The organism is Agrobacterium burrii, from assembly GCF_017313405.1.
In the GTDB taxonomy this organism is placed as follows: Bacteria; Pseudomonadota; Alphaproteobacteria; order Rhizobiales; family Rhizobiaceae; genus Agrobacterium; species Agrobacterium burrii.
Genome location: NZ_JAFLNA010000004.1, coordinates 333,642 through 354,633, shown reverse-complemented (window position 1 = coordinate 354,633; position 20,992 = coordinate 333,642). Strand labels below are relative to the sequence as shown.

The following is a 20,992-nucleotide window of genomic DNA, read 5'->3' as shown; positions in this document are numbered from 1 at the left end:
CGTTCGCCTGCATCCCCGTGTAAACGCATAAAAAAACCCGCCGACGCCGGTTGGGAGTGGCGTGGCGGGCTGCCGAATGGCTTGATGGCACCGGGGAAAGAAGGCACCGCTCTTCGACAAAAATTACAAAGACCGCGACGGCCAGGAGAAAAGCTGCGATTTCGCGGCCTCCTTCAAGGCCTCGTCCCGCGTAACGCCGATATCCTCCAGAAGATCGTCGGGCAGTTCCCGCAAGGCGAGCCGCCCCCGTCGTTTCTGCTGCCAGTGCGACATGCCCATAATCAGGCGACCAATAAGCGTGCGGGCGATCTTGGCCGGAAAGGGCGCCGGTGCGACCATGTCGCCGGCATCGCGGAACACGCGTTCCCGTTCGTAGCCATCAGGATAAAGCGTATCCGCTGTCGAAAGGTATTGATCCATCTTGCGCATATTGCACCTATTGTCTCCGTGTGATTGTCACCGTTGAATGCAGCCAATAAATACAATTGACTTACCGACAGATACAATGCATAAATTGTCACCATGACAAATTGGCTTCCTGACATCGCAGCGGGCAACGGCCCGATTTATCTCCGCCTTGCCGACAGCATCGAGTGCGCGATTTCCGACGGCGTGTTGCAGGCCGGCGCAAAATTGCCGCCGCAGCGCAATCTCGCCTATGATCTCGGCGTGACAATCGGGACAATCAGCCGCGCCTATGCGCTGATTCATGAACGTGGTCTCGTCAGCGGCGAGGTCGGCCGCGGCACCTATGTCAACGAGCGCAAGACCCCTGCCCCCTCGTCGCGCCTGGAGCCGGTGGCAGCAGCCTTTGGCAGCACGCGCCACGCCATAGACGCCAGCGCCGAATTCCGCCTGAACACGACCGCGGCACCGGATGTCGGCCAGAGCGCGCTGATCGCCAGGCACATCGAGGCCGTCACCAGAGAGCACACCAACGACATCACCAATTACGCCCGTTCGTTCCCCGATAACTGGTGTATGGCGGGTGTCCGCTGGCTTTCCCAGAACGGCTGGTCGCCAAAGCCGGAAAACATTGTCTCGACGCTCGGCGCCCATGCGGCGGTGATGAGCGTGGTGACGGCGATGACGGCGCCGGGGGACCGCATAGTCTTCGAACCGTTGACCTATTCCCATATCAGCCGCAGTGCCGGGCTTGCAGGCCGGCGGGTGACGCTGGTGGAAGTAGACGAAAACGGCATCGTCCCTGACGATTTCGAACGCGTCTGCGCCCAGCAGCACCCGAAAATGATCTTCCTGATGTCAGCAGGCCAGAACCCCACCTGCGCCACCCTGCCGGAAGAACGCCGCCGCGCCATTGCCGAGATCGCCCGCCGATACGGCGTATGGATCGTGGAAGACAATCTCTATGGGGCGATGACCCGCGAGGCGATCCCGCTGATCGCCGAATTCGCGCCCGATATCACCTTCGTGGTCGGCGGCCTGTCGAAATCCGTCGCCGCCGGTGTCCGCGGCGGCTGGGTCGCCTGCCCGGCGCAATATTCCTCGCGTATCCGGATTTCACATTCGATGATAACAGGCGGATTGCCCTTCATACTCGCCGAATTGAATGCACGTCTCGTCAATAGCGGCGACGCCGATGACATCCGCAAGGATTGTATCGCCGAGATCAACCAGCGCGAAGCGATCGTCAGACGCGTCTTTGCCGGGCTGGAATTCAACTCGCTGCCCGATATCGCCTTCCTGTGGCTGCGGCTTCCCGAACCCTGGCTTTCCGGCACCTTCCGCAATGCCGCGATGAAGGAAGGCGTGCTGATCGACGACGAGGACGAATTCAAGGCCGGGCGAACGGAAAAGGTTTTCCACCGCGTCCGCATCAGCTTTTCCGGCCCTTCCAGCCGTGAGGAACTGACACACGGCTTCAGCATTCTTCGTCACCTGCTCGATAATGGTTCAGCCGGCTATGAAAGCGTGGCCTGATCCATGCCACGGCCCTGCGGGCACCACCTGCAGGTCGCTAATATCGGCACAAACCGCCAATTAGCGGGCAAAGCGGCGCATTTTCCTGTCGCACGATCCAGCCTCTTGCGCTAAAGAACCGGAAACTTTCCTCGGCTCGAACCGCGTGAGACCTATGTCTATCTCAAACTCCATCAAGATCACCCCGGAACTCGTTGCATCCCACGGGCTGAAGCCCGACGAATATCAGCGTATCCTCGACCTGATCGGACGGGAGCCCAGCTTTACCGAGCTTGGCATCTTCTCGGCCATGTGGAACGAGCATTGCTCCTACAAGTCCTCCAAGAAGTGGCTGAAGACCCTGCCGACCACCGGCCCCCGCGTCATTCAAGGCCCCGGCGAGAACGCCGGCGTTGTCGATATCGATGATGGCGACTGCGTCGTCTTCAAGATGGAGAGCCACAACCACCCGTCCTATATCGAGCCCTATCAGGGTGCGGCAACCGGCGTCGGCGGCATCCTGCGTGACGTCTTCACCATGGGCGCCCGCCCCATCGCCGCCATGAACGCGCTGCGTTTCGGCGCACCCGATCATCCGAAGACCCGCCACCTCGTGGCCGGTGTCGTCGCCGGTGTCGGCGGTTACGGCAATTCCTTCGGCGTGCCGACTGTCGGCGGCGAAGTGGAATTCGACCCGCGTTACAACGGCAATATCCTCGTCAACGCCTTCGCAGCCGGCCTTGCCAAGTCCAATGCGATCTTCCTGTCGGAAGCCAAGGGCGTCGGCCTGCCGGTCGTTTATCTCGGCGCAAAGACCGGCCGTGACGGCGTTGGCGGCGCGACCATGGCTTCGGCTGAATTTGACGAATCCATCGAAGAAAAGCGCCCGACGGTTCAGGTCGGAGACCCCTTCACCGAAAAGTGCCTGCTGGAAGCCTGCCTTGAACTGATGAAGACCGGCGCGGTCATCGCCATTCAGGACATGGGTGCCGCCGGCCTCACCTGCTCCGCCGTCGAAATGGGCGCCAAGGGCGATCTCGGCATCGAACTCGACTTGAACACCGTGCCGGTGCGCGAAGAGCGCATGACGGCTTATGAAATGATGCTCTCGGAAAGCCAGGAGCGTATGCTCATGGTTCTCGAACCCTCCAAGGAAGAAGTCGCCAAGGCGATCTTCGTCAAATGGGGTCTGGATTTCGCCATTGTCGGCAAGACCACCGACGACCTGCGCTTCCGCGTCATTCACAATGGCGAGGAAGTCGCCAACCTGCCGATCAAGGAACTCGGCGACGAGGCTCCCGAATATGACCGCCCATGGACGCCCGCCAAGGTGCCGGCACCTCTGGCGGAAACCGACATTCCCGCAGCCGATATAGCCGATGCGCTGGTGTCGCTCATCGGTTCGGCTAACAATTCCTCGCGCCGCTGGGTTTACGAACAATACGACACGCTGATTCAGGGCAATTCCCTGCAGCTGCCGGGCGGCGATGCCGGTGTGGTGCGCGTCGAAGGCCACGACAAGAAGGCGCTCGCTTTCTCCTCCGACGTAACGCCGCGTTATGTCGAGGCCGATGCTTTCGAAGGCGGCAAGCAGGCGGTTGCCGAATGCTGGCGCAACATCACCGCGACAGGTGCTCTGCCGCTGGCGGCCACCGACAACCTGAACTTCGGCAATCCGGAAAAGCCCGAGATCATGAGCCAGCTGGTCCATGCCATCAAGGGCATCGGCGAGGCCTGCCGCGTCTTGGAGTTCCCGATCGTTTCCGGCAACGTCTCGCTCTATAACGAGACCAATGGCCAGGCGATCCTGCCCACCCCCACCATCGGCGGCGTTGGCCTCCTGAAGGATTGGGGCCGCATGGCACGCATCCGTTTTGCCGCCGCTGATGAAGTGGTGCTGCTTATCGGTGCGCCTGCCGGTCTCGGCACCCACATCGCCCAGTCGGTTTACATGCGTGATATCCATGGCCGCACTGATGGCCCGGCGCCGCATGTCGATCTGGCTGCTGAAAAGCAGAATGGCGATTTCGTTCGCAACCTGATCACCGACGGCCTTGCCACCGCCGTGCACGATTGCTCTTCGGGCGGCCTCGCCCTTGCGGTTGCCGAAATGGCGATTTCCTCCGGCATCGGCGCGACAATCGATGCGGTCGAAGGCCATAATCCGGTCCTCACTTTCTATGGTGAAGATCAGGGCCGTTATGTCCTGACGGTGAAGAAGACCGATCTCGACAAGGTGCAGGCGGCTGCCAAGGCAGCCGGCGTTTCCTGCACGGCAATCGGCGTCACCGGCGGTGCAAGCGTAAAGCTGGGCACGGCGCGCGCCGTCGAGATTAAAGAATTGCACTTGGCCCATGAATCGTGGTTCCCTCAATTCATGGACGGCGAAACTTTGCTCGCCGCAGAATGAATTAAGGAGAAACACCATGCCCATGAAACCCGGCGACATTGAAGACATGATTAAGGCGGGAATTCCCGGGGCAAAGGTCACGATCCGCGATCTGGCCGGTGATGGCGATCATTACGCGGCGGAAGTTGTTGCGGAGGCATTCAAGGGCAAGACCCGCGTGCAGCAGCACCAGATGGTCTATGACGCGCTGAAGGGCAATATGGGCGGCGTTCTGCATGCCCTTGCCCTGCAAACCTCGGCTCCCGAATGATTGCGGCCGGGAAAGCGGTTCCGGCGAGACAGTCTCACTGTCCCGCCGACGCATAAAGGCTCCGGACTAAATCAAAGGCCCGCGTGACACTCTCACGCGGGCCTTTTCACATCAGGTGGAATGGCAAACGCCGCTTACAAGGCAGGCGGGCTCTGTGAATCCAGATCGGCGAAGGTCGCGGCCGGCAAAGGCCCTGCCGTCAGCAGGGTAAAATCGTAACCGGATCTGCGATCCGGCCCAAGAACATATTGCCGGTGCATGCGCAGGAAGTTGCGCTTGTTCTTTTTATAACGCTCCGGCGAAAGCGAATGCTTGAAACGGATCGGCACGATCTTCGGCTGCGGCGCGTCTTTGTGGCCGGTCAGGGCCACGGTGTTGCACCGGTAGAGATGGATAGGATCGGTCAGGCACTGGATATCGAACCATGTCACTTTTGGGTGACGAGCGATCTTACCCACGCTCTCACGAAGCCTGTCCGCACTCGACAGCAGCGCGCATTGCAGGGCAGCACCACCCAGCGTCGCGAAAGACAGGTTGCGGCCATTGAGCGCTTCTGGCTTCAGTTCCAGCACGCGACCGATCACAGCGAGCGCCAGACTGGCCCCCATGCTGTGCGACACGACCAGAACCTCCTCCGAAGGTTGTTCCAGCGCCTTGAGAACCAACGCCGCCTTTTCCTCGATCCAGTCGCGGGCAATCGGCTCATCACGGCCAACGGCCAGCGCAAACCGCCAGTCGGCGTAAAGATGCAAGGTGTGAAACCGCTCCGCGAAAGGCAGAAACGCCTTCACGAAAAACAAGGTGGCGGCGGGAAGACTGATCGCAAGCAACCAGAGCGGCAAACTGAACAGCCATGGCGACAGGGCAATACCCGCAGCAAGCGCACCGCCCACCAGCATCAGCAGGAACGGGAAGATGAAGAATAGGCCGAACCGCCAGGCGTGGCGAAGATACCGCCCTGCCCCGCCTTCCGCGACAATACCGGCCGCAGCCGCAAAGCCCAGCCCGATCTGCCGCCAGACGGGCGCATGCCGCAGGCGCGATATCACCGCATTATGATCGTAGACGAAGATCGTGGAGCGCGTCCGCCAGTCACCAGCCGACGCCTCTACCGTAAATGCTTCACCCGCCGACGTAGTCTCAAGCGCCCCCACCGCATAGCCGACATCCCATGTCTTGCCGGCCAGTGCCGCCGCCCGCTGGTAACGCAGATGATGGGCCGCCGCATCGAGCGGATCGAAACCGGGAAAATAGAGAACAAGTCGAGACTTGACGGTCGGCATGCTTAAACCTTCAGGGCTGGAGACACCCGAAAGGATCGCTTGATACAGTGGGCGATGCACGTATAGTAAAAATCACGACGGAAATATGATTTATTTATTGGCGGGGAAAAATTGTCTGGCATCGTCGATCAATTGCTCAACGGCGTCGTCAAGGGCGCGCTGTCTGAAATCCTCACCAAGACCGGCATCCGCAAAACCCGCCGAATGCGACGGACAAAAAGCACCGGTTCCCTCGCCGGCGGCATCGTCGGCTCCGTTCTGGAAGCCGCGCTCGGTGGCGCGACCAAAAGCAAGCCGGCCAAGAAACAGGTGAGCAAAAGACGCACCGCCGCCGCCCGCAGCCGGCAGAGATATCGCTGAGGCACCGCAAACCACTTTTTTGGCGTGTCATGCACTGCAACATCGACGCATTTTTTCCGTCCGACGGGTGGAAATCGCGCGGCGACATGTTATTTAGGAACGAACAGAAAGCAGCGGCCTTGAACCGCATGTGAAAGGAATAAGCCTATGAGCGGCATTAACGACATGATCGACAGTGAAGTGAAGAGCAACGACATCGTTCTTTTCATGAAGGGCACCCCGCAATTTCCGCAGTGCGGTTTTTCCGGTCAGGTGGTACAGATTCTCGATTATCTCGGCGTCGACTACAAAGGCATCAACGTGCTTGCCGATGCCGACATCCGTCAGGGTATCAAGGACTATTCCAACTGGCCGACCATCCCGCAGCTCTACGTCAAGGGCGAATTCCTCGGCGGCTGTGACATTGTAAAAGAGATGTTCCAGTCCGGCGAGTTGCAAACCCACTTCCAAGAACAGGGTATCAGCGTCCGCGGCGCGGCCTGATTTCGGCCGGTTCATCCGGCCCACCCTGATTGTCAGAAATTTATGCCAGGCGTTGCTTCATGCAACGCCTTTGCCGTTCTTTTTGGGGCAATCCTGTGACAGAACTTTCACAATCCACCTCCCGCACCATTTCGATGGGGCGCACGGAATTTATCGCGCTGGCCGCGATGCTGATGGCGCTGAATGCGCTCGCCATCGACATCATGCTGCCCGGTCTTCAGGAAATCGGCGCATCCCTGGGCGTCGTCAATGAAAACAGCCGCCAATACGTGATTTCCACCTATCTTCTGGGCTTCGGCATCGCCCAGCTTCTTTATGGCCCGATTTCGGACCGTTTCGGACGCCGCACGCCGATGCTTGTCGGGCTGGCGATCTACATCGTTTCAGCCATTGCCGTGGTCTTCGTGCCGTCATTTGCCGGGCTTTTGGTCCTGCGCTTCATTCAGGGCATCGGTTCGGCGGCAACGCGCGTCATTACCATTTCCATCGTGCGCGACATCTATGGCGGCCGGCAGATGGCGGAAGTCATGTCGCTGATCATGATGGTGTTCATGGTCGTCCCGGTCATCGCGCCCGGCACCGGCCAGATCGTGCTGTTCTTCGGCAACTGGCATCTGATCTTCGCCTTCATGGCCGGCATCGCCGCCGTCGTGACGGCCTGGATGTATTTCCGCCTGCCGGAAACATTGCATCCCGACGATGTCCGTCCCTTCACCGCCCGCTCGGTGCTTGGCGGCTTCAAGATCGTGCTCACCAACCGTATTGCGCTCTGCTACACGCTTTCGAGCACCTTCATCTTCGGCGCGCTGTTCGGCTTCATCAACTCGGCTGAACAGGTCTATAAGGGCATTTATGGCCTCGGCGCATGGTTTGCGGCGGCCTTTGCCGGCGTTGCCCTGTTCATGGCCTTCTCATCCTTCATCAATGCAAGGCTTGTCGGCAGGTTCGGCATGCGCAAGCTGTCGCACGGATCGCTGCTCGGCTTCATTGCCATCACCTTCGTGTGGTTGCTGGTGCAGATATTCGGGCCGGAGCCGATGCCCTTCCCCATCTTCATCGTGTTCTTCGCATTTGCCATGTTCCAGTTCGGCTGGATCGGCTCGAACTTCAACTCGCTGGCCATGGAGCCGCTCGGCCATGTCGCCGGCACGGCCTCCTCCGTCATCGGCTTCATGGGAACCGTCGGCGGCTCGCTGATCGGTGCCGGCATCGGTCAGGCTTTCGACGGCACGGCGCTACCGATGGTGGCCGGCTTCTTCGTCGTCTCGATCATCGGCCTGATCTTCGTGCTGATCGGTGAAAAGGGTGTGCTGTTTCAGGCCCACAACAAGCCGACGCATTAACGGGCAACGGACACACAAAAAGGGCGCGGAATTCTGTTCCGCGCCCTTTTTGTTGAATACAGCCGAGCGGCTATCACACCGTGAAAATCTTCTCGCGCAGCAGCTCCCATGTCTCCTGATCCGGTGCCAGCAGCAACCCGCCATCCACATGGCGCGGCAGGTAAGGCGAACCGTCAAGCCGGGCGGCATAAGCGCCTGCTTCCTGTGAAAGCAGCGTGCCGGCCAGATGGTCCCAGGGCATCAGCTTGTTATACATCAGGAAATGCATGTGGCCGCCGCAGAACAGGCGGTATTCATGCGCCGCGCAGCGATAGCTGGTGAAGAGCCGCACATCCGCAAGGTTCATTAAAATCTTGCGGCGTGTCTCCACATCGAAATAACCGGTATTGGCGATGCCAACCATCTGCGACAGGTGCGGCGCTGTCACGACCGACATCTGCGTCTGCGAGCCATCGGCGGCGCAAAGCCATGCGCCGGAGCCTTTTTCGGCAATCGCCCAGTCATTGCCCATCGGATCGAAGATCAGGCCGGCGACGGTCTCGCCCTTGGAGATGACGCTCATCATCACGCCGAACAGCGGCAGGCCGGAAGCGAAATTAAAGGTGCCGTCGATCGGATCGACCACCACGGCAAGATCGGCGTCGGCAAGCTTGCCGAGTAGAGACGGATCAGCCGCAACCGCCTCTTCACCGATGAACAGCGCCTGCGGCATGATTTCCTCGACGCGGGCGCGGATCAGCCGCTCGGCAGCCTCGTCGGCCTCGGTGACGAGATCGATCGCTTCGGTCTTTATTCTGACGTCGCCTTCGCCCAGATTACGGAACCGCGGCAGGATTTCCACTGCTGCCGCCTCCTGAAGCGCGTTGGCAAGAGAGGCGATGTCGAGTTCGAGAGCCATGGGCGATATCCTTCCTTGTGATGTACCTGCTATAAGGCGACGATTTCCCGCCGCAGCATCTTCCAGCTTTCCTTGTCGGGGGCCGACAGGATGCCGCCCGCCGTCTGTCCTGGCCGGTAGGGCGTATTGTCGAAACGGGCCGTGTAACCACCCGCCTCCTGATGGACGAGAACACCGGCAAGGTGATCCCAGGGCATCAGCTTTTCATGACCGATGAAATGCAGCTTGCCGGCTGAGGCAAGCCAATATTCATGCGCCGAGCAATTGATCGAAAGCGCCATCTTTATCTTCGCCATATTGGCGGCAATGACAGGACGGCGATCCTCATGGCTGTGGCCCCAGGAAAAGATGCCGACCATTTCGGGCAATGGCGCGGGATCCGCGACCTTGAGCCTGGCCTGCGAGCCGCTCTTGCGATTGAGGTAGGCCCCCTCGCCTTTGAGCGCGACGATGGTATCGCCCATGACAGGATCGTGGATGATACCCGCCACCGTCTCACCCTTGACGGTGACCGCAAGCAGCGTGCCGAAAGCGGGAAAGCCGGAGGCGTAATTGAACGTGCCGTCGATGGGATCGATCACGAAGGCAAGCGGCGCATCGGCAAGAGCGGGGATGACGGACGGGTCCGCCTCATAGGTCTCTTCACCGACGATATGGGCCTTCGGAAACCGTGCAAGCAGCGCGGCGGTAATCGCCTTTTCCGCCAGAATGTCAGCCTCGGTGACGAGATCGACGGCGGAGGTCTTTTCGGAGATCGCGCCTGCGCTCAAATTGCGGAAGCGGGGCATGATTTCATTCGCGCCGGCAGCGGCGACGGTGGAAACGAGGAATTCGATATCTTTGTCGGAAAGGCTCATGGCGCGGGGCACTTCTTCATCAGGGAGGGCTGGCCTCCCTACGCTCTTCAGGTGACGCCCCGGTGACAGCAAGCGCCGCGAAATCAAAAAGCTTCGGATCGAGCAGATGCGACGGGTTCACATGGGCAAGCGCCCGCAACATCACATCCTTGCGGCCCGGCATGCGCCGTTCGATATCCGCCAGCATCTCCTTCATCGCATTGCGCTGAAGCCCGTCCTGTGAGCCGCAGAGGTCGCAGGGAATGATCGGGAATTCCATCGCGGCGGCGAATTTCGCCATATCGTCCTCGGCGCAATAGGCCAGCGGCCGCATGACCATCAGGTCGCCCTCGTCATTCATCAGCTTTGCCGGCATGCCGGCCAGCCGGCCGCCATGGAAGAAGTTCATGAAGAAGGTTTCTAGAATATCCTCGCGGTGATGGCCAAGCAGCAGCGCATCGCAGCCCTCCTCCCGCGCGATGCGGTAGAGATTGCCGCGCCGCAGCCGCGAACAGAGCGAACAGTAAGTGCCGCCGGAAGGCACTTTTTCCTTCACGATTGAATAGGTGTCTCGGTATTCGATGCGATGGGCCACGCCGATCTTCGCCAGATACTCCGGCAGGACGTGTTTGGGAAAATTCGGCTGGCCCTGATCGAGATTGCAGGCCACCAGCTCCACCGGCAAAAGCCCGCGCCATTTGAGATCGAGCAGCAGCGCCAGAAGACCATAGCTGTCCTTGCCGCCGGAAAGACCGACAAGCCAGCGCTTCTGGCCGTTCAGCATGCCGAAATCTTCAAACGCCTGCCGCACATTGCGCAGCAGCCGCTTGCGCAGCTTGTTGAACGAGACCGAACGCGGAGCATTGTCGAACAGGGGATGCGAGCTGCCGTTTTCCTCGGACGCGTCCTGATCCGCCCCGATCTGGTCGGCCCCGGCCTGATCTACAAAGTCATCGATCTTGGTGAGAATGTTCATCATCCGCTCGCTCCGGCACGACTGCCGTTCTTAATGCAGGCAATGCCCCCATCCGCCGGCAATATCAAGCCCCGAATACCGACCAGCCGGTTTTCGTCGCCAGCAATTCCAGCGCCTGTGACCCGAGCGCCGAGTTACCAACCTTGTTGAGACCCGGCGACCAGACCGCAATCGACGCATTGCCCGGCGCCACCGCCATGATGCCGCCGCCGACACCGCTCTTGCCCGGCAGGCCGACATGATAGGCGAAATCGCCCGATCCGTCATAATGGCCGCAGGTCAGCATCAGCGCATTGATGCGCCGTGCGCGGCGGTCGGAGACCACGGTGTGACCCGTCAGCGGATTGCGGCCGCGATTGGCGAGGAAGAGGCCAGCACGGGATAGCTGCGCGCAGGTCATCGACAGCGCGCACTGATGGAAATAGACGCCGAGCGTATGTTCCACGGGATGATGCAGATTGCCGAAGGAACGCATGAAATTGGCAAGCGCAAAATTGCGGAAACCCGTCGCCTGCTCGGATTTCGCCACCGTATCGTCAATGCTGATCGTATCATCGTCAGCGAGATAACGCACGAAGCGCAGAAGCTCACCGATCGCCTCACGCGGCTGGTGGCCGGAAAGAACGATATCGGTCACCACGATCGCGCCGGCATTCACGAAGGGATTGCGCGGGATGCCGTGCTCATGTTCCAGCTGGACGATGGAGTTGAAGGAAGAGCCTGAAGGTTCACGCCCCACCCGGTTCCACACCGTCTCACCGGCCTTGCCGAGCGCCAGCGTCAGCATGAAGACCTTGGAGATACTCTGGATCGAAAACGGCACGAGCGCATTGCCGGCCGTATAGGTGGTTCCATCGACGGTGGTGATGGCGATGCCGAACTGGTTGGGATCGACCTTGGCAAGTTCGGGAATGTAATCCGCGACCTTCCCCTCGCCCAGCCGCGGCAGCATGCTGTCGTAAATGGAATCGACGATCGCCTGAATATCCTGCATGCAAAGCCTTCCCCAGCAAACAAAAAAGCCGCCCCGAAGGGCGGCTTTCTCAATACTGAAACGCGTCGATTAACGCGAGTAGAATTCGACGACCAGATGCGGTTCCATGACGACCGGGTACGGAACGTCGGAAAGCGACGGAACGCGGGCGTAGGTCGCAACCATCTTGTTGTGGTCGACTTCGATGTAGTCAGGAACGTCGCGCTCAGCGAGCTGAACGGCTTCGAGAACCGTAACCAGCTGCTTGGACTTCTGACGAACTTCGATAACGTCGCCAGCCTTGCAACGGTAAGAACCGATGTTGACGCGAACGCCGTTAACCGTGACGTGGCCATGGTTGATGAACTGACGCGATGCGAAAACGGTCGGAACGAACTTGGCGCGGTAGACGATGGCGTCCAGACGCGACTCGAGCAGGCCGATCAGGTTTTCAGAAGTATCGCCCTTACGACGGTTTGCTTCGTCGAAAGTGGCGCGGAACTGCTTTTCGCGCAGTTCGCCGTAGTAGCCCTTGAGCTTCTGCTTGGCGCGCAGCTGCGTGCCGAAGTCGCTCATCTTGCCCTTGCGGCGCTGGCCGTGCTGGCCCGGGCCGTATTCGCGGCGGTTTACCGGGGACTTCGGACGACCCCAGATGTTTTCGCCCATGCGGCGGTCGATTTTGTACTTGGCCGATTCGCGCTTGCTCATCGTATTTCCTTCTCAAAAGGTTATGCCGGTCTGTTACCAAACCGGTTTAAGGAAACACGCCCTCCTCTGAAGCCCGTTTCAGGGCCTCTGACAGGCTTCTCACATGCAAATGGAGAAACCACGGGACATGTCGGTGATATTGACCGCCAAACGTCAGCTATTAAACTGCAAGGCAACCAACAAAACACACCGGACATCACTGCCCGGCGTTGGGGCGGCTTCTAAACACGTTTTACAAATTTGTCAAACAACGCCCGCCGCTTTTTTTGTCGAGCCTGCCCTTGAAAAGGATGAGTGGCCACCTACCTACCCATCGTGATCAGAACTCGGGCCCCTCTGACGTGTTACCGGACAACACGTGATGTCGAGTTTCTTTAGGTTGGGGCCCACGTATATTCTTGACACACGTTCCCCATCCGCAAAGCCAACCTCGTCCGGCTAAAGGTTGACTGATGGAGTTCCTCCTCAACGATTTTCTCGGTACCCCCACATGGATGTGGGCGGTCTTCATTTCTCTTGTCCTTGGCCTCCTGGCGCTCGATCTCGGCGTGCTGCACAAGAATTCCAAGGAAATCGGCATTCGTGAAAGCCTGCTGATGTCCGGCTTTTACATCGCCATCGGCTTGGCCTTCGGCGGCTGGATCTGGTATCAGTCCGGCCAACAGTCGGCGATGGAATACATCACCGGCTTCGTGGTCGAAAAAAGCCTGGCGATGGACAATATCTTCATCATCGCCATGATCTTCTCCTATTTCGCCATTCCCCGCCAATATCAGCACCGCGTGCTGCTCTGGGGTATCCTCGGCGTCATCGTCCTGCGCGGAATCATGATCGCCGGCGGTGCGGCCATCGTCGAAAACTTCCACTGGGTGCTTTATCTCTTTGCGGCCTTCCTTGTCTTCACGGGCCTCAAGATGCTGTTCTCCTCCGACCATGACGAGAACGACATCGGCAACAACCGCATTCTGAAATTTCTGCGCAATCGCCTGCCGGTGACGGAGAAACTGCATGGCGAGAAGTTCTTCGTCAAGGAGACGGATGAAACCACCGGCAAGCTGAAGACCTTCGTGACGCCGCTGTTTCTGGCGCTCATCATGGTCGAAATTGCCGACCTTATCTTCGCGGTCGATTCGATCCCGGCGATCTTCGCGATCACCACCGATCCGTTTATCGTCTACACCTCGAACATCTTCGCGATCCTCGGCCTGCGCGCCCTCTATTTCGCGCTTGCCGCCCTGATCCACCGCTTCGCCTATCTGAAATATGCGCTGGCTGCGGTTCTGGTCTTCGTCGGCTCGAAGATTTTCGTCGCGGATATGCTGGGCATCGCCAAGATCCCGCCGGCCGTTTCGCTCGGCGTCACCGTCGCCATCCTCGCAACCGGCATCATCGGTTCGCTGATCGCGACGCGGAAAGAAGCGAAGGCCGTCGAATAAGGCTTAAACGGCAAGCGGCAGGGAAGCCTGCCGCACGCTTACTCCGCCGCCGCCTTCGCATCGTCCTCAGCCGCATCCGCATCGCCGGGTGCGGTTTTTGCATCGAGATCGGGAAACGCCACAATGCGCTTGCCGGAGAAATCGGCATGCACCACCACAAGCTCCTTCTCTTCGAAATAACCGAGGAGACGCCGCGCACGGCGGGCGGAATGGGTGCCATAGGCGCGGGCGATGCGGGCATCAGACGGGCAAGGCTCTTCACCGAGCGCCGCCTTGACAAGCAGCAGGAAAACCCCCTGCAGATCATCTGAAACCGACATCGACAATTCCAGCGCCTTCTCCCAGCCTCCGCTGGCCGCCATCGCCGCATCCACGCCGGAGCGGGCAATCGCAACCTGTCGGCGGAAATCGGCCAGCGTCATCGGCGTGCCGGGAATGCGACGCATGCGGGCGCGCACCAGAAAATCCTGATAGAGCACGGCATCCGTGCGATAGGCCGATTGCGGATCGTCGAGAATTTCCACGAGCACTGCCCCGATCTTTTCCTCGCGCTCCTCCGGCGTCAGTTCCGGTTGACCCGCGCGCGGGGATTGCTCCGGTGAAGGGCCAACGGCAGCGGGGGTAGAACGGGACAGTTCGGCCAGAATATCGGTGGTCGGACGCGGTGCCGGCGGCGTGCGGCGCACGGCGGCGCGCGTGAACTCTTCCGGGTCAGGCGTGAAGATCAGGTCTTCCACATCCTGCGGTGCATCCGGCAGCGGCATCAGCTTCGGCGAAGATGAGCGCGCCGAGGTTTCCACCGCCCCGATGACGATGGGTAGCGGGCGGCGCGACAGCGCCGGGCCGAGCGCCACGAAATTGCCGCGCTGCAGGTCGCGGAACATTTCCGCCTGCCGCCGGTCCATGCCGAGCAGATCGGCAGCGCGCGCCATATCGATATCGAGAAAAGTGCGGCCCATCAGGAAGTTCGAGGCCTCCGCCGCCACGTTCTTGGCAAGCTTGGCCAATCGCTGCGTGGCGATGACACCGGCAAGACCGCGCTTACGGCCACGGCACATCAGATTGGTCATGGCGCCCAACGACGCCTTGCGGGCATCTTCCGTCACTTCACCGGCGACGGAGGGCGCAAACATCTGCGCCTCATCCACCACGACAAGCACCGGATACCAGAATTCGCGATCGGCATCGAACAGGCCGTTGAGGAAGGCGGCGGCAGCCCGCATCTGCTGTTCGACATCAAGGCCTTCGAGCGTCAGCACGCAGGAGACGCGATGCTGACGAATGCGGTTGGCGATGCCGGCAAGCTCTGCCTCCGTGCGCTCGCCATCCACCACCACGTGGCCGAATTTGTCGGACAGCGTAACAAAATCGCCCTCGGGATCGATGATGACCTGCTGCACCCACTGCGCCGATTGCTCCAGCAGCCGGCGCAGAAGATGCGACTTGCCGGAACCGGAATTGCCCTGCACCAGCAAACGCGTCGCAAGCAATTCCTCAATATCGAGCTTGGCCTGCTGCCCGCCCGATAGAGTTCCCATGTCGATGCCGACCTGCAATGTTCAATTCCTCGTGCTGCATCTGATACGGCCGATTCCCTTGGCGGCGGCCGAACATGCTCTTTACCAAAAAAACGCCGATTGCGTCTGTCACATCCCGATAATGCACAGGCAATTGCGTGTTACGCCTATGCAGGCCGGGTCCACAACCGCGACAGGGCGATGCGTCGCCCGAATACGTTCAGCACCAGGCCCAGAATGACCAACCCGGCGCCCAGCACTTCGAAGAGGGTGATATGCTCCGCAAAAGCGAGATAGGCGCTGATGAAACCGACAACAGGCACCAGCAGCGAAAACGGCGCAACGGTTCCGGCCGGATACCGCAAAAGCAGATAACTCCAGATGCCCGCGCCGACAATCGTCGCCCCATAGGCCATATAAATGACCACAAGAGCCGTCGTCGCCGTCGCATTGGCAAGCCCCTCGGCAATCGCGCCCGGCCCTTCCACAACAAGCGAAAGCGCCAGCAGCGGCAGAACAGGCACAAGGCTGGTCCATGCGACGAAGGAAACCGCATTCACCTGGCCGATCCGCCGGTTGACGATATTGCCGACGGCCCAGGCGATCGCCGAGCCGACGCCCATCAACAACGGCACGAAGGCCGCCATCGTCATGCGCTCCGCGCCGATCACGGCCAGCCCACCAAAGGCGATGACCGCGCCCATGACCTGCGAGGGCAAAGGCCGCTCGCCGAGGAACACGACGGCAAGCGCCAGCGTGAAAAACGCCTGCGACTGCATGACCAGCGAGGCAAGCCCGGCGGGCAGGCCGAGCTTGATGGCCGGATAAAGCAGGCCGAACTGAAAAAAGCCCATCGCCATGCCGTATACGATCATATGCCGCCACGGCACATTCGGTTTCGGCAGGAAGAAAACCAACGGCACGGCCGCACAGAGATAACGTAACCCCGTCAGGAACAAAGGCGGCATGTCGGTGACGCCGATCTTGATGGCGACGAAGTTGAAGCCCCACAAAAACACGGTGATCAGGGCGAGAAGTATATGCGGCAATGCCATGCTGTATATCCGGTATTGGCTCTCACGAAGCCTTTACGATGCAGCAGTCCTCTTCCACGCGAAGGCGACAAGACCGGCACCAATCAGGAGACCGCCACCCGTGCGGTTGACGATGCGCTGAACCTTCGGTTTGCGGATCGTGTTGCGGGCGGCACTTGCCAGCAGTCCATAAAGCGCTGCATTCACGGTGGCAAGCACCAGGAATGTCGCTTCGAAAATCAGCACCTGCGGCCAGAAGGGCAGCGTCGGCACCAGAAACTGCGGCAGGAAGGCCACGAAGAACACGATGCTCTTTGGGTTCAGCGCCGTGACGATATAGGCATGCAGGAAGATTTTAAGCGGCCTTTCACGGCCCGTCACACCCTTGCCATCCGCACCTTCGCCGCTGACCGGTGAACGCCACAGCTTGATGCCGAGATAGATGAGGTAAGCCGCCCCGATCCATTTCAGGCCGGTGAACAGCGCGGCCGAGGTGGCAAGCAGCGCCCCAAGCCCCAGCATGGAGGCGGTCATGGCGGTAAAATCACCCAGCGCGACACCTGTTACCGTCGCGGTGCTCGCCTTGCGGCCATGACCGAGCGCGTAAGAAATCACCAGCAGGATCGTCGGTCCCGGAATGGCAAGCATGATGGCGGATGCGGCCACGAAGGCCAGCCAGTTCTCCAACGGCATGATGAAATCTCCCTTCACTCAATGCGGTGAGCAAGCCACGGAAACCGAGAGGTATCAAGCCTAATCTTCGATGATTACGCCGCCCTGTCATCCAGCGGACGAACGGGCGGTTGCTCCCGTTTCATCGCCTGTGCAAGATCGTAGTTAGACTGCATGGCAAGCCATGCGCGGGCTGTGCTGACGCCTGCCCGCTCCAACCGCACGGCAAGGTCGGGGCTGACCCCTGCCCGTCCGTTAAGGACCCGCGAAAGCGCCACACGGGACATGCCGAGCCTTTCAGCAGCTTCTGTTACGGAAAGCCGAAGCGCGGTAATAACCTCCTCCCGCAAAAGCTCACCGGGGTGAACAGGAAACTTCATCATTGGAACAAATCCCTTCAGTGATAGTCCTGATAATCGACAAGCTCGACATCGCTATCCAAAAATCGAAATGTCACTCGCCAGTTTCCATTCACCCATAAGGACCAGTGACCCTTCATGTCGCCTTTTAGCGGGTGAAGTTTAAAACCAGGAAGATTGAGATCGGAAGCGACTGCCGCAACTTCTAACAATGTTAGTATCCGGCCAAGCTTCGCGGCGTGAGCCGGCTGAATACCCTTCGTTGTCCCGGAACGGTAAAAAGCTTCGAGCCCTTTGTGACGGAAACTAACGATCATGGAAAAACTGTATCCTGTATCGCATCGCTATACAACAGTGCAGAACGACAACGATACGGCCTCTCCAACATTTCGTCGTCAGAGAGGCCATCACCTTCAAAACCGCGGTGCCCAGTAAGGTGGCGCCCAGTCCCGACGCACCTTCCGCTCAGAGGGCTGGAGGCCGATATCATCCAGCAGACGTTCGGGTAAATCGGCGATATCCGTCGGCGGCGCGCGCGGCACCATAGCCGCGACAAGAACCGCCTTTAGGGTTTTCCAGACGCCGAATGTGACGAATAAACGGTCGACCGCATCCGGCAGCGCATATGCTACCAATGGTTGATTTTTCTGCATGGAAATCCATCCCGGCGCAGCGAAGCGGCCAGGTCCTTTATCGATGGAAACGACATGCTGGAACGACGGGCGCAGCAACGGAGCCACGCGAACGCACAATTTCAGATGTCGAACGAAGTGAAAGTGCCAAACGGCAAGGAAATCAGGCAATAAGCCTTATCGGAGGGTGATGCCTCGGGGCATATAACCGCAGATGACCATGCCGGAAGTGCCAGACATGCCGTTAAGGCGCATATTAAAATTGTCAATCATTCCACGCCTCCTTTTATAGCGATTACAGACGAGAGGCATCTTACACGAGATGCCGGACGCGACAAGTGGTCGCAATCTCGAATTGCAAAAGTCAAGCGGAACAGATGCAAAAATACAACAGCAGCTAAGGCCGTGAAACTCAGACCGCCGAAACGCTGAGGCCAAAACCCTGCATCAGCCGCCGCGTGGCGAAATCCGGCTTGCCTGACGTGAAGACGGCGAAGTCGAAACCATCTGGATGTTCCGCATCCTGCGGCAGCGGCACCAGATGGCGCGCACGCCTCGCAATCGCTTCAGCGGGATCGAGCCAGTCCACCGGCCATGGAGCGAGCCGGCGAAACACATTGGCCATGAAGGGATAATGCGTGCAGGCGAGAACGACGATATCGGTACGCTTGCCGTCGCTGTCGATGAAGCAGGGCTCAATTTCGGCAAGCACGGCGTCGTCGGATATCGGCTCCCCCCTGATCCAGCTTTCCGCCATACGCGCCAGATTTTCCGAGCCGACGAGGCGAACATGGCATTGCGTGGCGAAGGACTGGATGAGATCGCGCGTATAGGCCCGCTTGACGGTGCCGGGCGTCGCCAGCACAGAAACGAGGCCTGAACGGGTACGCTCGGCGGCGGGCTTGATGGCGGGAACGGTGCCGACGAAGGTCATGCCCGGAAACCGTGCCCGAAGATCGGCCCCGGCCAGCGTGAAAGCGGTGTTGCAGGCAATGATGCAAACTTCGGGGCTGTAATCTTCCAGCAGCGTTTCGAACAGCGAGAGAATGCGCGCCGTCAGCGCCTCCTCCTCCCAGCGGCCATAGGGAAAACCCGCATCGTCGGCCACATAGATGAAACCACGTTCGGGCATCAGCACGCGCGCCTCGCGCAGCACGGTCAGCCCGCCAATGCCGGAATCGAACACCAGCACCGGTTTCAGCACATCGGCCGCCGCTTCACTCGTCTTCAGCATTCTCCCCCATCTCCTGTGCCGGTTCTACCCTGCCGGTCTGTTTCGACCAACGGCGGGGAAAACGGTCGAGCGTATTGAGCACACCACGGAAAACGCTGATTTCCTGCTCGGAAAACCCGCGTCTCGACATCACGGCGCGCAGATTGTCGACCATTCTGGGCTTTTTTTCGGGCGGATGGAAATAACCGCGTGCATCCAGCACTTCCTCGAGATGTTCGAACAGGCCGAACACCTGCTCCTTGGTGGAAGGCCGCTGCTCGACGGACTGGAAAAGCGTCTCGTCCAGATCGTCCATGCCTGACTTCATCCACTCATAGGACATCAACAGCACGGCCTGCGCGATGTTGAGCGAGGCAAAGGCGGGATTGACCGGAAATGTCACGATCTCGTCAGCCAGCGCCACTTCCTCATTGGAAAGCCCCCAGCGCTCGCGCCCGAACAGGATGCCGGTCTTTTCGCCAGCCTTGAATTTTGTCCGCAGCGTCGCGGCGGCGGTGACGGGCGCGCGCACCGGCTTGAAACCGTAACGCTCCCGCGCGGTGGTGGCATAAACGAAATTGAGATCCTTGATCGCCTCTTCCAGCGTCTCGAACACCTTGGTCCCATCGATGACATGATCGGCCTTGGAGGCGGCAGCGCGTGCCTTCTCGCTCGGCCAGCCATCACGCGGATTGACCAGACGCAATTCGGAGAGGCCAAAATTGGCCATCGCCCGCGCCACCATGCCGATATTTTCGCCGAGCTGCGGTTCGACCAGAATGATCGCCGGGCCTTCCGCCAGAAGTTCAAGCTCGCTGTTAGTGCCTGCCATCGTCGTGTTCCAGTTTTTTAGAAGCGCGGCATCGGTTTTACCACGATGCGCTAAAGCGCGCCTCACTGGCACAGATCAGCGCTAAAATCAAAGGCGGGGCGAGCGCACACCCCCACTCAGCTTTGCTGAAGATGAGAGAAAAACCACCACCCCGTCATCCTCGGGCTTGACCCGAGGATCCACAACCCGTTGAAATCAATGGATCCTCGGGTCAAGCCCGAGGATGACGCCGAGTGTGGCGAAAGCCTCGCATCACCCACAACCGGCTCAAACGCGACCCCTTATTCCCCCTTGATGATCGTCGCCATCTCCGCGCGCAGCGAATCCCTGCCCTCGTCACCCACCCGGTGAATATCGCTGATCACCGGCCTGCCATCTTCCTCGATCACGTCGAAATGCACCTCGTCAACCGTCGCCTTCATCTCCGCCTCGTCCATGCAGGCCCAGAGCTTGAATTTCGCCGTCACGTCGGTCACGCCATCCTTGACGGCGCCCGGCGTTACCGAAACATCGACCAGAGGGCAGCCGTCCTGCGAGTTCGTCACCACATCGTAACCGAAGGGATCGCCGGTCTCGCCGCTTTCCGCCTCATAAGCCGGCTTCTTGGACGCTTCGCGATATTGCGTCACGAAGTCCTTGCTGAACAGGCTGGTCAGCATGTCCTCATCGAAAATGTATTTCCAGTTCTCGGCATCACCGGACCAGTTCTTGACGGTAATATCCATCACCTTCTGAACGGGATCGGCAGGCCCGGCCGCAAGGGCGCTGTGGGAAACGAGGACGGCGGCAGTCAGAAGCAGAAATTTCCGCATGATGTGATCCCGGGATAGGCCCGACACGCGGGCGAAGCGATTCGC

At 59.7% G+C, this 20,992-nt stretch carries 23 protein-coding genes; 7 read left to right on the top strand and 16 right to left on the bottom strand.

Annotated features, from left to right (window positions below; translation table 11 throughout):
- Positions 1–123 precede the first annotated feature (123 nt).
- On the bottom strand, positions 124–429 hold the full coding sequence (locus JZX89_RS10660) for a DUF1127 domain-containing protein (protein ID WP_149897328.1): 306 nt from the start codon (positions 427–429) through the stop codon (positions 124–126).
- 93 nt (positions 430–522) lie between these two features.
- Between JZX89_RS10660 and JZX89_RS10655 the strand changes: the two genes are divergently transcribed.
- The 3 genes from JZX89_RS10655 (at position 523) to JZX89_RS10645 (ending at position 4,580) form a co-directional block, all read left to right on the top strand.
- On the top strand, positions 523–1,941 hold the full coding sequence (locus JZX89_RS10655; RefSeq protein WP_207134024.1) for an aminotransferase-like domain-containing protein: 1,419 nt from the start codon (positions 523–525) through the stop codon (positions 1,939–1,941).
- 154 nt (positions 1,942–2,095) lie between these two features.
- Complete coding sequence (purL, locus tag JZX89_RS10650) at positions 2,096–4,330, top strand: phosphoribosylformylglycinamidine synthase subunit PurL (RefSeq protein WP_207134023.1); 2,235 nt, start codon at positions 2,096–2,098, stop codon at positions 4,328–4,330.
- A 16-nt stretch (positions 4,331–4,346) separates the two neighbouring features.
- Positions 4,347–4,580, top strand: coding sequence for a BolA/IbaG family iron-sulfur metabolism protein (locus tag JZX89_RS10645; RefSeq protein WP_003507909.1), 234 nt, complete (start codon positions 4,347–4,349; stop codon positions 4,578–4,580).
- A gap of 134 nt (positions 4,581–4,714) precedes the next feature.
- On the opposite strand, the gene JZX89_RS10640 is transcribed toward JZX89_RS10645, so the two are convergent.
- Positions 4,715–5,863 (bottom strand): hypothetical protein, encoded by a 1,149-nt coding sequence (locus JZX89_RS10640; RefSeq protein WP_207134022.1) that lies wholly within the window; start codon positions 5,861–5,863, stop codon positions 4,715–4,717.
- 111 nt (positions 5,864–5,974) lie between these two features.
- Here JZX89_RS10640 and JZX89_RS10635 point away from each other — a divergent pair, with 111 nt between their 5' ends.
- From JZX89_RS10635 to JZX89_RS10625, 3 genes are all read left to right on the top strand, one after another.
- Entirely contained in the window at positions 5,975–6,223 is a 249-nt protein-coding gene (locus JZX89_RS10635; protein WP_207134021.1) for a hypothetical protein, read from the top strand.
- 147 nt (positions 6,224–6,370) lie between these two features.
- A complete protein-coding gene (gene grxD / locus JZX89_RS10630) occupies positions 6,371–6,706 on the top strand; it encodes a Grx4 family monothiol glutaredoxin (protein WP_149897323.1) in 336 nt (111 codons plus the stop codon).
- Between the two features lie 134 nt (positions 6,707–6,840).
- Positions 6,841–8,049 (top strand): multidrug effflux MFS transporter, encoded by a 1,209-nt coding sequence (locus JZX89_RS10625; protein ID WP_149898085.1) that lies wholly within the window; start codon positions 6,841–6,843, stop codon positions 8,047–8,049.
- A gap of 73 nt (positions 8,050–8,122) precedes the next feature.
- On the opposite strand, the gene JZX89_RS10620 is transcribed toward JZX89_RS10625, so the two are convergent.
- The 5 genes from JZX89_RS10620 to rpsD form a co-directional block, all read right to left on the bottom strand.
- Complete coding sequence (locus tag JZX89_RS10620; RefSeq protein ID WP_207134020.1) at positions 8,123–8,947, bottom strand: inositol monophosphatase family protein; 825 nt, start codon at positions 8,945–8,947, stop codon at positions 8,123–8,125.
- A 29-nt stretch (positions 8,948–8,976) separates the two neighbouring features.
- Positions 8,977–9,804: an inositol monophosphatase family protein gene (locus tag JZX89_RS10615; protein ID WP_207134019.1), complete on the bottom strand. Its 828-nt coding sequence runs from the start codon at positions 9,802–9,804 to the stop codon at positions 8,977–8,979.
- A gap of 19 nt (positions 9,805–9,823) precedes the next feature.
- Entirely contained in the window at positions 9,824–10,762 is a 939-nt protein-coding gene (ttcA, locus tag JZX89_RS10610; protein ID WP_207134018.1) for a tRNA 2-thiocytidine(32) synthetase TtcA, read from the bottom strand.
- A gap of 61 nt (positions 10,763–10,823) precedes the next feature.
- A complete protein-coding gene (locus JZX89_RS10605) occupies positions 10,824–11,753 on the bottom strand; it encodes a glutaminase (RefSeq protein WP_127757991.1) in 930 nt (309 codons plus the stop codon).
- A gap of 69 nt (positions 11,754–11,822) precedes the next feature.
- Positions 11,823–12,440, bottom strand: a complete 618-nt coding sequence (rpsD, locus tag JZX89_RS10600) for a 30S ribosomal protein S4 (RefSeq protein ID WP_046798221.1) — start codon at positions 12,438–12,440, stop codon at positions 11,823–11,825.
- Positions 12,441–12,892: 452 nt separating this feature from the next.
- Here rpsD and JZX89_RS10595 point away from each other — a divergent pair, with 452 nt between their 5' ends.
- Positions 12,893–13,876, top strand: a complete 984-nt coding sequence (locus tag JZX89_RS10595) for a TerC family protein (protein WP_207134017.1) — start codon at positions 12,893–12,895, stop codon at positions 13,874–13,876.
- A 38-nt stretch (positions 13,877–13,914) separates the two neighbouring features.
- Here the strand turns inward: JZX89_RS10595 and JZX89_RS10590 are convergent, their stop codons facing one another.
- From JZX89_RS10590 to JZX89_RS10550, 9 genes are all read right to left on the bottom strand, one after another.
- The gene (locus JZX89_RS10590) at positions 13,915–15,432 is read right to left on the bottom strand and encodes a helicase HerA domain-containing protein (RefSeq protein ID WP_207134016.1); all 1,518 of its coding nucleotides are present in this window, start codon (positions 15,430–15,432) and stop codon (positions 13,915–13,917) included.
- 128 nt (positions 15,433–15,560) lie between these two features.
- Positions 15,561–16,448, bottom strand: a complete 888-nt coding sequence (locus JZX89_RS10585; protein WP_207134015.1) for an EamA family transporter — start codon at positions 16,446–16,448, stop codon at positions 15,561–15,563.
- Between the two features lie 33 nt (positions 16,449–16,481).
- Complete coding sequence (locus tag JZX89_RS10580) at positions 16,482–17,120, bottom strand: LysE family translocator (protein WP_207134014.1); 639 nt, start codon at positions 17,118–17,120, stop codon at positions 16,482–16,484.
- 74 nt (positions 17,121–17,194) lie between these two features.
- Positions 17,195–17,482: a HigA family addiction module antitoxin gene (locus tag JZX89_RS10575; protein WP_149897316.1), complete on the bottom strand. Its 288-nt coding sequence runs from the start codon at positions 17,480–17,482 to the stop codon at positions 17,195–17,197.
- Positions 17,483–17,496: 14 nt separating this feature from the next.
- Positions 17,497–17,775: a type II toxin-antitoxin system RelE/ParE family toxin gene (locus JZX89_RS10570; protein WP_207134013.1), complete on the bottom strand. Its 279-nt coding sequence runs from the start codon at positions 17,773–17,775 to the stop codon at positions 17,497–17,499.
- Positions 17,776–17,871: 96 nt separating this feature from the next.
- Entirely contained in the window at positions 17,872–18,111 is a 240-nt protein-coding gene (locus JZX89_RS28875) for a hypothetical protein (RefSeq protein ID WP_149898083.1), read from the bottom strand.
- 391 nt (positions 18,112–18,502) lie between these two features.
- Positions 18,503–19,324, bottom strand: a complete 822-nt coding sequence (gene murI, locus JZX89_RS10560; RefSeq protein WP_207134012.1) for a glutamate racemase — start codon at positions 19,322–19,324, stop codon at positions 18,503–18,505.
- A complete protein-coding gene (locus JZX89_RS10555) occupies positions 19,308–20,135 on the bottom strand; it encodes an RNA methyltransferase (protein WP_174373563.1) in 828 nt (275 codons plus the stop codon). Before JZX89_RS10555 ends, murI begins: the two co-directional genes overlap by 17 nt.
- 281 nt (positions 20,136–20,416) lie before the next feature.
- Entirely contained in the window at positions 20,417–20,947 is a 531-nt protein-coding gene (locus tag JZX89_RS10550; protein WP_207134011.1) for a hypothetical protein, read from the bottom strand.
- Between the last annotated feature and the right edge of the window lie 45 nt (positions 20,948–20,992).